We start from the raw sequence: 12,740 nt of genomic DNA on the forward strand, positions 1-12,740 counted from the left end.
CGGGCGGTGCGGGCGGCGGGCAGCATCGTGTCGAGGAGGAGACGCCCATGACGCAGACCGAACCCAGCGCCGAGCTGGACGAGCGCTACAGCGACCCGAAGGCCGAGCCCGTCGCCTGGCGGCGGGCCGTGGCCCGGCTCGCGGACGCCGAGGTGTACTGGCTGACCACCGTACGGCCCGACGCGCGCCCCCACGTGACACCGCTGATCGGGGTGTGGGCGGACGGCGCCCTGCATTTCTGCACCGGCGAACAGGAGCGCAAGGCGAGGAACCTGTCCGAGAACCCGGCGGTGGTCCTCACCACCGGCTGCAACACGCTCGACTCCGGCTACGACCTGGTCGTCGAGGGCGATGCCGTCCGCGTAGGGGACGAGGCGCGGCTGCGCACGCTGGCCGCCGCCTGGGAGGCGAAGTACGGGGCCACCTGGCACTTCGACGTCCGGGACGGGGCGTTCGTCAACCCGGAGGCGGGGCGGGCCCTGGTCTTCGCCGTCGCGCCCCGGACGGCTTTCGGCTTCGGCAAGGGCGATCCGTACAGCCAGACGCGTTGGCGCTTCTCGCCGCCTCCCCCGAGTTGACCGCGGCCTCGCGACCGGGCAGGTCACGGGCGGTTTCCCGGCAGGTCCGCCGATGGGCAACGGGCAACCCGTCGACCCCCGCGGGCAGCCGGGCAAGGCTGAAGGTGTCAGCACGTCAGCACCGAGGCAACCCAACAGGGGGACAAGATGCGCAAGATGATCCGCGGCGCCGCCGCGCTCGCCACCGCCGCCGCGGCCGTCGTGGCACTGGGCGGCACGGCCGACGCCAAGCCCGCCGACGACTGGGCCGGTTGTCCGTACGGAGCGGTCTGCATCTACCCGCAGAACCAGAACCCGGCCGTGAAGCCGAGCCAGATCTTCTACAGCTACGGAGCCCACAACCTGAGCAACCAGTTCGGCAACCACTGGGTCCTCAACAACCAGTACGGCGGAGCCACCGCCAGCCTGTGCACCGGTTACAACGGTGCCGGCTGCGGGTCCCGCATCGCCGAGGGGACGGGCGTCTACGCCGACCTCGGCCCGATCAACTCCATCACCCTCAACCGCCCGTAACCGAGCACCTGTTCACCCGGCCTTCCGGATCCGCCGGCCGCGGCGGCTCCGGAAGGCCGCTGTGCTGCGCGTTTTTGCGCCACGCCGGGCGGAACGCGTGCTCCGCCGTCCGACCCCCGCGGTAGCCTGGGACCTTCCATCTCACAACCTGGGCGCGCTGTGCCATGGGGGATGCCGTGGGGGATCCGGACCGCGGACGGAACACCGATCACCAGCACGATTCACCTGAAACCACCCAGGCCGCCGAGGCCACCGACGGCTCCGGCGCGCCCTTTCCCGCCCGGTTGAGGCAGCTGCGGGTGCAGCGCGGCCTGTCGCTGGCCGACCTGGCCCGCCGGACGCACTACAGCAAGGGCTACCTGAGCAAGATCGAGACCGGCGCCAAGCGGGTCACCCGTGACGTCGCGCTGCGCTGCGACCAGGTGCTGGAAGCCGGGGGTTCCCTCTTACGGCTGGTCCCGGAGGCGGAAGTCCCCAGGGCCCGGGCGGGATCGGGCCCTGGCGAGGGCCCCGGCGCCGGCCCCGGCGCAGGCGTCGCGGCCGGGCCGCAATCGGCGGGCGAGTGCCCCTACCGCGGTCTCGCCTCCTTCACCTCCCGGGACGCGGGCTGGTTCTTCGGCCGCGACCGGGTGACCGCCGCACTGGTCGAGCGGCTCTTCGAACGGATCGGCAGCGGCCCGCTGATGCTCGTCGGCCGGTCGGGCGCCGGCAAGTCATCCCTGCTCAGCGCCGGTCTCGTACCGGCCCTGCGACGCACCGGCGGCTTCCCTATGGCGGGCGCCGACGGCTGGCCGGTCGTACGGTTCACACCGACCGCGCATCCGCTCCAGGAACTGCTGGACTGCACCGCGAAAGTGCTCGGCGGCGATCTCGGCCTCACCGTACGGGAGCTGCGCGACCGGCCGGAGAGGCTGCTCGAGGCCGTCAACGACCTGGCGGGCGCCACCCCGGCAGGATCCGGGGAGCACCGGCTGCCCACCGTCCGGCCGGTTCTGCTCGTCGACCAGTTCGAGGAACTCTTCACCCTCTGCTCCGACGAGGACGAACGGCGCGGCTTCGTCCACGTCCTGTGCGCCCTGGCCGCATCGCGGCGGGGGCCGACGGCGCACGACCCGGCCGTCGTGGTGCTCGGCGTCCGGGCCGACTTCTCCGGCAGCTGCCTGGACGTTCCAGAACTGGCCTCGGTCTTCACCGACGGGCTGTTCGTCCTGCCCCCGATGTCCGTGGCGGAGCTGCGCGAGTCGATCACCCGCCCGGCGGAGCTCGCCGGGCTCACGCTCGAGGCGGGCCTGGTTCCCCTGCTGCTGCGGGACGCCGGCCTGCGCGAGGAGCCCGGGACGCCGGCCCCGGCGGGCGGGCCGGGGGACACGCCGTCCGGGGCTCTGCCGCTGGTGTCCCACGCGCTGATGGCCACCTGGCAGCGGCGCGAGGGGGCGACCCTGACCGTCGCGGGCTACGAGGACACGGGCGGGATCCAGGGCGCGGTCGCGCACACGGCCGAGAGCGTGTTCGCCCGCCTGTACCCGGCCGAGCAGCGGACGATCCGCCGCATCCTCGTGGCGCTGGTCCATGTCGCCGACGGCACGGGGGCGACGCGGCGGCGGACGCCCCGGACCGCGCTGATGGAGCAACTGGCCGATGCGGACCGGGCCGCGGCGGCCCTCGACGCGTTCGTCCGGGCCCGGCTGATCACGATGGACAGCGACACCGTCGAGATCACCCACGAGGCCCTGCTGCACGCCTGGCCGCGGCTGCGCGGCTGGATCCACGCCGACCGGGACGGGCTGCTGGTCCACCGGCAACTGGCCCATGCCGCCGAGGAGTGGGAGCGAGAGGGCCGCGATCCGTCCGTCCTGTACCGGGGCGCTCGGTTGGAGAGCGCCCGGGCCTGGGCCGACGAGCAGGACGGCAGGAGCCGGCTCAGCCCCCGGGAGGCGGCCTTCCTTCGCGCGAGCCAGGCCGCGGAGGAGGCCCGGCGGACGCAGGCCAGGCGCCAGGTCCGGCTCCGGCAGCGGATGCTGGCCATGCTCGTCGTCCTGCTGGCCCTGGCCCTGACCGCCGGAGCGCTGGCGTACCAGCAGCGGGCGGGCGCGCTCGGCCAGGAGCGCGTCGCCCGTTCGCAGGCCCTCGCCGTGCAGTCCACCTCCCTCGCCGCCGGCCAGCCCGAGGCCTCGATGCGGCTCGCCGAGGAGGCGTACCGCACCGAGGCGACTCCCCAGGCGCGGGGCGCGCTGCTGAGCACGCAGGCCCAGCCGTTCCTCGCCCGCCTCGGCGGGCACAGCGGCCCGGTCAACGCGGTGGCGTTCGCCCCGGGGAACCGGCTGCTGGCGACCGCCGGTTCCGACGGGAAGGTGCTGCTGCGGCGGGTCGCCGACCGGCGGACGGCGGTGACGCTGACCGTGCCCGGCCGGGTGCGCGCGGTCGCGTTCGCCCCCGACGGCCGGATGCTCGCAACGACGTCCACGGACGGTCCGGTGCGGCTGTGGGACACGGACGGACACGGACTCGCGGTGCTGCCCGCCCAGACGGCTGACGCCCGCGCCGTGGCCTTCGCTCCCGGCGGGCACGCGCTCGCCGTCGCGGGCGCCGACGGGACGGTCCGGCTGTGGGATCCCGCGGGCGGCGGCGCGGCGGCGGCGGTGCTGACCGGTCACACCGGGCGGGTCAACGCCCTGGCGTACGCGCCGGACGGCAGGACGCTCGTGTCGGCGGGCGCCGACCAGACCGTGCGGCTGTGGGATCCGTTGGCGGCCCGTCAACTCGCCGTCCTCGAGGGGCACACCGGCGAGGTGCTCGGAGTGGCGTTCGCGCCGGACGGGCGGACGGTGGCCTCCGGGGGCGTCGACCGGACGGTGCGGCTGTGGGACGTGGCGGAAGGCCGTACGGCGGCGACGCTGACGGGCCACAACGACGACGTCAACGCCGTCGCCTACACCCCGGACGGCGCCACGGTCGTCAGCGCGAGCGGTGACGGCACCACCCGGCTGTGGGACGTGCGCAGCGGCCGGCTGACCTCGACGCTGGCCGGACACACCGACTACGTGCTGGCGGTCGCGGTGGACTCGGGCGGCACGATGCTGGCCACCGCGGCCTTCGACCAGTCGGTGGTGCTCTGGGACCTGCGCGGTCCGGTCCTCACCTCGCGCCCGTTCACGGAGATCTGGCACGCCGCGTACAGCCCGGACGGGAAGCTGCTGGCCACGGCCGACGCCGATCACTCGGTGCTGCTGTGGGACGTGGCCGGGCGGCGGGTGGTCGCGACGTTCTCGGGCCACACCGAGACGGTGTTCTCGGTGGCCTTCTCCCCCGACGGGCGGCTGCTGGCCTCGGCGGGCTCCGACGGGACGGTCCGGCTGTGGGACGTGGCCTCCCGTACGGCCCTGGGCACGCTGGCCGGCCACAGCGGGACGGTGTTCGCGGTGGCTTTCTCCCCGGACGGGAAGCTGCTGGCGTCGGCCGGTTCCGACCGTACGGTCCGGCTGTGGGACGTGGCCTCCCGTACGGCCCTGGGCACGCTCACCGGCCATACGGACTTCGCGAACGACGTGGTGTTCAGCCCGGACGGCCACACGCTGGCGAGCGCCGGCGACGATCTGACGGTACGTCTGTGGGACGTGCCCGGGCGGCGGCCGCTGGCCACGCTCACCGGTCACGCGGGCGCGGTACGGGCCGTCGCGTTCGGCCCGGACGGGCGGACGCTGGCGAGCAGCGGCAACGACGGCACCGTACGGCTGTGGGACGCCCGGCGGTTCGAGGCCGAGGCCGTGCTGGCGGGCCACACCGGCTCCGCCCGCGGTATCGCGTTCTCCCCCGACGGCCGGACGCTGGCCAGCAGCGGCAACGACCGTACGGTGCGGCTGTGGGACGTGGCCGGGCGGCGGCTGTGGGCCGCTCTTACGGGCCACACCAGCGCGGTGTGGGGCGTGGTCTTCTCCCCCGACGGGCGGACGGTGGCCAGCAGCAGCAACGACGGCACGGTGCGGCTGTGGAACCCGGATCTGCAGGCCCGGCTGGCGGAGATCTGCCGGCTGCACGCGGGCGACGGCGCAGCGCGGTGCGCCGAACAGCCCTGACGGGCGGGGGTTTCCCGGGGGTTTCCCGTTGCCCGTCCGGGTGGGGTGCCGCCGGGTCCTCGACGCGGGGAGGCCCCGGCCCGCAGGCTCGTTCCGTCTGCGGCACACGTGGGCGGCCGCCCCCGCCACGACGCTTCCCCACGGCTTGCGCTCCCCACGGCTTCCGCGCAGTGCTTCCCCACGGCCCTTCCCCACGGCAACGAGAATCGAGGTCCCGCATGCTTCGCCGGTCCGGTCCCATCGGCACACTCATCGCACTCCTGGTCTGCCTCCTGTGGCCCCCCGCCTCGGCGGCGGCCGCCGACGGCTCGTGCCGGGTCCTGGCCCCGGGGGCGTCCGCCGCCGCCGAGCGGGCCGTCGGCGCCGCCTGCGCGCAGGTCTCCGCCGACGTCTGGTACTCGTGGGGCGGCGGCCACGGTGCGCAGCCCGGGCCCACGTACGGGCAGGTGGACCCCACCGATCCGGCCAGCGAGCACGATCCCGAGCGGCTCGGCTTCGACTGCTCGGGACTGGTGCGCCACGCCTACGCCGAGGCCACCGGGTCGGACATCCTCGACGGGGTCGCCAGCGCCCAGTACTACACGCACCACGCGGCCGGACGCTTCACCGCGGCCGACGGCCTGGCCCCACTGCTCCCCGGCGATCTGCTGGTGTGGGGCACCTCCCGGGACCTGCACCACATCGCGATCTACCTGGGCGCCGGCAAGATGGCGGAGGCCCGCCAGTCCGGTACGAAACTGATGGTCAGCGACGTCCGGCTGAACAGCGGCTACTACGGGGCGGTGCGGATCGACCCCGGTCCGGTGACCGGGCACGTGTTCCGGACCTGGGGGACCGGTGTCTGGACCAAGGCCCAGCCGTCCACCGCGGCCGCGCGCGTCTACGCCTTCCCGGGGCCGACGACGATCCGCGTCCAGTGCCAGAAGCACGCGGAGAAGGTCACCTCCGACGGCTACACCAACGACGCCTGGTCCTATCTGCCCGACTACAAGGCGTGGGTCACCAACATCTACATCCAGGGCGCCGCGTGGCTGGAAAACATCCCCACCTGCACCTTCTGAGCGCGAAACCTTTCCCGTCACTCCGCAGTTGAGGATCAACGTGCGCATGCCTCTGGACCGACGACTGACTCTCGACCGACGACTGGCCCTCGCCGCCGCCCTGCTCGCCGTGATCGCCGGTGTGGTGCCCGCGACCGCCGCCCGGGCAGCGGCGGCCCCGCTCCCGGCCCGGGCGGCGCAGACCGCCGCGACCGCGCCCAAGCCCGACATGGAGGCCGTGACGCAGGCGCTCAGGAACACCACCGCAGCCGGGGCGCCGGGCGCCATGGTCCGCATCACCGGCTCGGGTGCGCCGCTGACCCGCGCGGTGGGCGTACAGGACCGGACCACAAGTGCGGCCATGGACCCGAAGAGCCGCTTCCGGATCGGCAGCGTCACCAAGACGTTCTCCGGTGTCGTCCTGCTCCAGCTGGTGGCCGAGGGCAAGGTGAGCCTGGACGCCCCGGTCAACCGGTACCTGCCCGGCCTGCTGCCCGACGACCGGATCACGGTGCGCCATCTGCTGAGCCACCGCAGCGGGTTGGCGGACTACACGGAGGCCATGTTCGAGCACACCGTGCCCGGCTTCGAGGCCGTCCGGAACAAGGTCTTCACCTACCGGGACCTGGTCGCGCTCTCGCTGCGCGAACCGCGCACGACCGAGCCGGGCGTCTCGTACAAGTACTCCAACACCAACTTCGTGGTCGTCGGCATGCTCATCGAGAAGGCGGGCGGGCACGGCGTGGCCAAGGAGTACGAGCGCCGCATCATCAAGCCCCTGAGGCTGAGGAACACCGCGTACGTGCACCCCTCGACGGCGATCAAGGGTGCGCACCTGCACGGCTACCTCCACCCGGACGAGGCCGGTGCGCCGCTGGTCGACTCCACCGAGCAGACGGTGTCCTGGGCGCAGTCCGCCGGTGCGGTGATCTCGAGCGCGGCCGATCTGAACACCTTCGTGTCCGCGCTGCTCGGCGGCAGGCTGCTGGCGCCGCGCATGCTGGACGCCATGCTGGCCATGACCCCCACGGACACCACCAACACCCGCTTCTACGGTCTGGGGCTGCGCCGCTACGACCTGTCGTGCGGGACCTCGGTGTACGGACACACGGGCACGGTCCAGGGGTTCTACACGTACGCCTTCGCCACCCGTGACGGAAAGCGCAGCCTCGCCGCGGTGGCGAACACCTCGAACAAGGGCGAGGCGAACACGGCTCTGGGCGGTACGCTCGAGGGCGCGTTCTGCGGGACGAGGCCGCCTGCGGCCGCCACCGCCCCGCGCGGCTTCGCGCTGCTCCCGGCCCTGACCTCGGCCCCGGCCGAGCAGGACCTCCCGGAGCACGGCTCGCGCTGACCCGGACGACCGGTGCCGCTCGGCGGTCCCCTGCCGAGCGGCACCTCTGTTCCGGTCGGTGACGATCAGGTGGCCCGGAGCCGGGGCGGGAGCCGGGGCGGGGTCCGGCGGGCAGGGCGCGCCGGGCGGGCGGCGGCGGCCGTCAAGGCGCGGATCCGGTCCGTGAAGTCCGCGTCGGGCAGCGGCAGTTCGAGGTCGTCGTCGACATAGCTGACGGCGGCCGAGACGTAGTCCATGACGGCCTTGACGGTGCTCGAGCCGCGCTTCGCCGGGCCTCCGCTGGGCCGCAGCGCCCGCAGGACGCGCAGGGTGGTGGGCAGGCTCGCATCGGCCGCGAGGTTGCGCTCCGCCCCGTCGAAGACCACGGTGGCCGCGTCCGCCGCCTCCCAAGCGTCCCGTGCATCTGCCGCGTCCGCCGCGTCCCGTGCGTCCGCCGTGCCCGGCGCATCCGGTGGATCCGCCGCGTGCCGGGCTGCGGACGGGGTCGTCTGGCGCCGCCACCAGACGGCTTCGTGGTTCTCCCCGAGCGCGAGGTGGTGGAGGTACAGGCAGTACGAGGCGATCGAGTCTCCGGCGCCGGCGGCGTACTGCCACCAGAAGCGGGCGGAGTCCTCGGCGTCGGTGAGCAGCAGGATGCAGCCCAGGACGCGCGCACCGGAGGGCTGGGGCAGTTTGTGCGTGAAGAAGTCGCCCAGCGCGGTGACGGCGGCTGCGGTGACGGCCGTTTCACACAGGGCCCGGAGGTCGCGCGCGGCTCCCCGCATGCCCTTCTGCGGTTCGCCCGCCACCGCGTCGGGCGCCCGCGCACCCGCCTGGTGGCGCGGTGCGCCGCCGGTGTCCGTGATGTCGGCGGGAGCGTGCGAGGCGGCGTGGAGCCGTGCGCGGCCCAGCAGTTGCTCAATGGTCGAGGTCACCGCAGACCCCCTCCTCGGTGGTGGTGTCCGGGTACAGGGCGGCTTGCAGATTGCGCTGGGCGTGCCGTGCGGTGGACCGTACCGACGCGAGGGAGACGCCCAGTTCGTCCGCCACCCGGGCCTCCTCCAGTCCGCACAGGTACAGCAGGACGAGGACGTCGCGCTGCACGGGCGCGAGCTGCCCGACGGCCCGGAAGAGAGCCATGGACTCCTCGACCTGGCCTATCGGGTCCGGGGCGAGGTCGAGGGCGACCGTGTCGAAGGCGGCCTCGACGAGTGAGGGGCGGCCGTTCTCCTTCGGGGCGCGCTCGAGCACGGTCTGGCGCAGTATCGGCCATGCGAACCGCTCGGGGTTCTCGCTGGCGAGTGCGTCGTGCCACAGCATGAGCAGGAGCGTGAAGACGTCGTCGACCGCCTTCTCGACGAGGCCGCCCCGGCGCAGGAACGCCGAGGCGTAGCTGGTGTAGTGCGGGCGGTGCATCTGCTGGAAGGCCCGGAAGTCCAGCGGGGCCGAGGCGGCAGCGGTGCGGTGGCGGGCGCCGCCCTCGTGGAGGCAGTCCTTGATCCACGAGGTGCGCTTGCCGACGTCCTGGGCCGCGATCACCCAGCGCAGCCGCATCGTGCCGTACGGCACGCGGGGCCGTTCGAGCGCGAGGAGCACCGTACGGACGAACACCCAGCGCGGGTAGCGTCCGACGGCCCGCAGCAGTTCGGAGATGTGTCCTTTGTCCCGGCCGGTGCGTGCCTGGAGCTCGTCCAGCGTCACTCCCCTGCCGTGTACGGCGTCGCGCAGCGGCTCCAGCCAGGCGCGGTGCGCCGGGCCGGTGCCTTCGACGATGGGTCCCAGCCGGCGGCCCGGCTTGCCGCTCCGGCCCTGGGGGACGTCCTGGGGTGCCGAGTGGAGGTTCATCGCCGCGGCTCCTCGTCCCGGTCGGGCACCTGTACGGAGGGACGCTCGCGGCGGCTCTCCGCAAGTCCCGTGCCCGCCTGCACGATCTGCTGCACGCCCAGCGCGACCGACGGGATCAGCGCGGTGACGGCTGCGACGGGCTGTCCCGCCACCACCATCACCCCACTGAATGCGAAGATCGCTAAGAGCGCCACCACGGTGACGATCATCCGGTTGTTCTTCATCGCGCCGTCCTCTGGCTGCTTGCGCCATGGTTGATGTCTGTTCGGGATGCGGCTCTGGCGTTGCTGACGCCCCCCTTCGAGAGCCGAGGCAAGCATGGAGTGAACAGAGTTGGACAGGTGCGAAAAAACGAGAACGGGGAACAATCAGAAGCGGAAATCCGCCCGCCTCAGGCGGTGTCCAGAGGAAGGCGGGCCACCAGTCGTGCGCCGGCCGGGGCGTCCTCGACCGTGAGGGAGCCGCCCAGCCGGGTGGCGATGTCGCGGGCTATGGCCAGGCCCAGGCCCGTGCCCCCCTCGTCGCGGCTGCGCGCGTCGTCGAGGCGGGTGAACCGCTCGAAGACCCGCTCGCGGTCGGCGGCCGGGATGCCCGGCCCGTCGTCGCGCACCTCCAGAACGGCGGTGCGCCCGGCCGCGTCGAGCCGAAGGAGGAGCCGGACCCGCCGGTCGGCGTGGCGCTGGGCGTTGTCCAGCAGGTTGGTGACGAGCCGGGACAGCCACAGCGTGCTGCCGCGCACGGTGGCCTGGGGAGCGATCTCCATGTCGACGGGGATCCGGTCCCCCCTGCGCGAGCGGGCCGCCTCCCGGGCGACGTCCGCGAGGTCGACGGCGGCGTCCGGGGGCGGTTCCCCGGTGTCCAGGCGGGCCAGCAGGAGCAGGTCGGCGGCGAGGTCCTGAAGTCGTACGGTGTCCTCCAGGGCCCCGCTGACCAGCTCGCCCCACAGCGCCGGATCGGGGTGGGCCTGGGCGACCTCCAGCTGGGTGCGGAGCACCGTGATCGGGCTGCGCAGCTCGTGCGAGGCGTCGGCGATGAACCGGCGCTGGCGGATCCCGGCGGCTTCCAGCCGGTCCAGGGTGGTGTTCATGGTGACGGCGAGCCGGGCGATCTCGTCCTGGCTGCGCGGTACCGGCACCCGGCGGTGCAGGTCGCGGTCGCTGATCTCGGCGACCTCGGCGCGGATCGCCTCGACGGGGCGCAGCGCCCAGCCGGTCACCCGCCAGGTGACCAGCGCGACGGTGAGCACGAGCAGCGGGACCCCGACGGCCAGTGCGCCCGTGATCACGTCGTCGGCGGCGTCGGCCTGCCGCAGCGAGGTCCCCGCGTAGACGGTGACCAGTCCCTCCCCGGTGACGGTGGTGACCTGGACCACGCGATGGCGACGGTCGCCGCGGGCCGGGCCCTCCTCCTTCCAAGTGCGGCGGACCGTACCGGGCTTGCCCGGGCGGGCCGGGGAGAGGGCGGGGCGGCCGGCGAAGCTGGGGCTCGCCGCCAGGACGCGGCCCTCGGCGTCGACGACCTGGAGGAAGTCGGTGTCGCGCCCGGGTGTCAGTACGGTGTCGAGCCGGCCCGTGGCCGCCAGCCCGGCGGTGGACAGGGCCTGTCGTTCGGCCTCGGCCTGGGCGTCCCGCATCAGGTTTCCGTCGAGCATCCCGAGCAGGGCGAAGGAGGCGGCGCCGAGGGCGAGGGCCACCACGGTGGAGGCGCCGAGCGTGGCCCGGGCGCGGACGGACCGGGGACGCAGGCGCCGGGCCGTGTCGCGGATCCGGCGGAGGGCGCGCAGGCGGGCACCGTCGAGGGACCGGGCGGCGGCGCCGGTCTTCGGTTCGGGTTCAGCCACCGTCGGCCGCCAGCCGGTAGCCCGCGCCGCGGACGGTCTCCACGGCGGCCCGGCCGAAGGGTGCGTCGATCTTCCGGCGCAGGGCGCTGACGTGGACCTCGACGACGTTCAGATCGCCCGCGTAGGCGGCGTCCCAGACGTTCTCCAGTATCTCCCGCTTGGGTACGACCTCCCCGGCCCGCCGGGCCAGGTACACGAGGACCGCGAACTCGCGCGAGGTCAGGCGGGCTTCGGTGCCGGCGCGCGTGCACCGCTGCCCCGCCGGGTCGATCACCAGATCGCCGAACTCCATGACCTGGGGGCTGCGGCGGCCGGTGCGCCGGATGAGGGCGCGCAGCCGGGCGACCAGGACCACGTAGGAGAAGGGCTTGGAGAGGAAGTCGTCCGCGCCGGTGTCCAGGGCCTCCGCCTCGTCGTACTCGCCGTCCTTGGCGGTGAGCATCAGGATCCCCGACTCGCAGCCGCTCGCGCGCAGCCGCGCGCAGACCCGGTAGCCGTTGAGCCCGGGCAGCATGATGTCGAGCACGATGGCGTCGTAGTCGTGCTCGGCGGCCAGCCACAGGCCCTGCGGGCCGTCGTGGGCGACGTCCACGGAGAAGCCCTCGGCCTGCAGACCCCGCTGCAGGGCAGCGGCGAGCCGCCGTTCGTCCTCGACCACCAGTACGCGCATGGGGACAAGGTTCTCAGGTCGCGTCGGCGACTTGCTGAAGAGGTCTTCAGCCTGCTTCAGCGGGGCTTCAGCATCCGCCGCGCAGACTCTGCCGAGCCGGGCAGAGTGCCCGGAGAACGCGAGGAGCATGTCGATGACTCAGTCCAGTCCCCAGTCCCCCGAGCCGCCCGCGGGCCCGGGCGAGGCCAAGGCCGACGCGGCCGAGGCCGGTACGGCGGCGGGTCGCCGCGGCCGGCTGGTCCGGCTGGCCCGTGAGGGGCGTACGCGATGGGTAGCCCTCGGTCTGGTCGTCCTGATCGGCGGCGGGGCGGTGGCGGTGGCGGCTGCCGAGCACGGCCACCGTGAGCACATGCGGGGCGGCTTCGCCGTCAAGGTCCGTGAGCACGACCGTGCGGGGAAGCCCGCGGACGGCCCGAGGGGACCCATGGGCCCGAAGCTGCGCAAGGGCGGCGAGCCCGAGGTCGTCGACGGCGACCGCGGCCTCTCCGGCCGGGCACCGGGCGGCCGCGGTCCGGGAGGCCGGGCGGACGGGTCCGCCAAGGGCGCCCCGGTGCCGCTGCCCGCGCTGCCGGCGGCCCAGGCCGTCGAGAAGGCGACGGCCGCCGTGGAGGGCGGCAAGCTCGAAGCGCTGCGCGCCGTCGCACAGCAGGGCGGCGGCAGCGCCTGGCTGGCCGTGGTCCTCGGTCCCGACGGGGTCCGGCATGCCGTGACCCTGTCCGGCGCCGACGGCACGGTCACCGGCAACACCGTCGCCGGCAAGGGACCGCTCGGTCCTCGCTGACCCCGGGCCGTCTTGCCGGTCGGGCCCGGCTCGCGGCGTACGGTGTCCGTTCCGCCTCGGCGGGGCG

At 74.1% G+C, this 12,740-nt stretch carries 11 protein-coding genes; 6 read left to right on the top strand and 5 right to left on the bottom strand.

Translation table 11 applies throughout. The features are described 5' to 3' along the window. Positions 1–47: 47 nt before the first annotated feature. The 5 genes from ACZ49B_RS10230 to ACZ49B_RS10250 all read left to right on the top strand — a co-directional run bounded on the left by ACZ49B_RS10230 (position 48) and on the right by ACZ49B_RS10250 (position 7,558). Positions 48–578: a pyridoxamine 5'-phosphate oxidase family protein gene (locus tag ACZ49B_RS10230; RefSeq protein WP_468302877.1), complete on the top strand. Its 531-nt coding sequence runs from the start codon at positions 48–50 to the stop codon at positions 576–578. Between the two features lie 147 nt (positions 579–725). Then, positions 726–1,091 (top strand): hypothetical protein, encoded by a 366-nt coding sequence (locus tag ACZ49B_RS10235; protein WP_468302880.1) that lies wholly within the window; start codon positions 726–728, stop codon positions 1,089–1,091. Positions 1,092–1,267: 176 nt separating this feature from the next. Continuing rightward, positions 1,268–5,164 carry an nSTAND1 domain-containing NTPase gene (locus tag ACZ49B_RS10240; protein ID WP_468302883.1) on the top strand — a complete coding sequence of 1,299 codons (3,897 nt, stop codon included), beginning with the start codon at positions 1,268–1,270 and terminating at the stop codon, positions 5,162–5,164. Positions 5,165–5,382: 218 nt separating this feature from the next. After that, on the top strand, positions 5,383–6,225 hold the full coding sequence (locus tag ACZ49B_RS10245; protein ID WP_468302886.1) for a C40 family peptidase: 843 nt from the start codon (positions 5,383–5,385) through the stop codon (positions 6,223–6,225). A gap of 46 nt (positions 6,226–6,271) precedes the next feature. Next, on the top strand, positions 6,272–7,558 hold the full coding sequence (locus tag ACZ49B_RS10250) for a serine hydrolase domain-containing protein (protein ID WP_468302888.1): 1,287 nt from the start codon (positions 6,272–6,274) through the stop codon (positions 7,556–7,558). Between the two features lie 65 nt (positions 7,559–7,623). Here the strand turns inward: ACZ49B_RS10250 and ACZ49B_RS10255 are convergent, their stop codons facing one another. The 5 genes from ACZ49B_RS10255 to ACZ49B_RS10275 all read right to left on the bottom strand — a co-directional run bounded on the left by ACZ49B_RS10255 (position 7,624) and on the right by ACZ49B_RS10275 (position 11,892). After that, positions 7,624–8,472 (bottom strand): hypothetical protein, encoded by an 849-nt coding sequence (locus ACZ49B_RS10255; protein ID WP_468302892.1) that lies wholly within the window; start codon positions 8,470–8,472, stop codon positions 7,624–7,626. Next, the gene (locus ACZ49B_RS10260; protein WP_468302895.1) at positions 8,456–9,382 is read right to left on the bottom strand and encodes a sigma-70 family RNA polymerase sigma factor; all 927 of its coding nucleotides are present in this window, start codon (positions 9,380–9,382) and stop codon (positions 8,456–8,458) included. The genes ACZ49B_RS10255 and ACZ49B_RS10260 overlap by 17 nt, the downstream gene beginning before the upstream one ends. Beyond that, positions 9,379–9,606, bottom strand: coding sequence for a hypothetical protein (locus ACZ49B_RS10265; RefSeq protein ID WP_468302897.1), 228 nt, complete (start codon positions 9,604–9,606; stop codon positions 9,379–9,381). The genes ACZ49B_RS10260 and ACZ49B_RS10265 overlap by 4 nt, the downstream gene beginning before the upstream one ends. 167 nt (positions 9,607–9,773) lie before the next feature. Continuing rightward, positions 9,774–11,126 carry a sensor histidine kinase gene (locus ACZ49B_RS10270; RefSeq protein WP_468303384.1) on the bottom strand — a complete coding sequence of 451 codons (1,353 nt, stop codon included), beginning with the start codon at positions 11,124–11,126 and terminating at the stop codon, positions 9,774–9,776. An 88-nt stretch (positions 11,127–11,214) separates the two neighbouring features. Next, positions 11,215–11,892 carry a response regulator transcription factor gene (locus tag ACZ49B_RS10275; RefSeq protein ID WP_468302900.1) on the bottom strand — a complete coding sequence of 226 codons (678 nt, stop codon included), beginning with the start codon at positions 11,890–11,892 and terminating at the stop codon, positions 11,215–11,217. A gap of 133 nt (positions 11,893–12,025) precedes the next feature. Here ACZ49B_RS10275 and ACZ49B_RS10280 point away from each other — a divergent pair, with 133 nt between their 5' ends. Continuing rightward, complete coding sequence (locus tag ACZ49B_RS10280) at positions 12,026–12,673, top strand: hypothetical protein (protein ID WP_468302903.1); 648 nt, start codon at positions 12,026–12,028, stop codon at positions 12,671–12,673. Positions 12,674–12,740 lie beyond the last annotated feature (67 nt).

It is taken from the genome of Streptomyces sp. NPDC031132 (assembly GCF_055570595.1).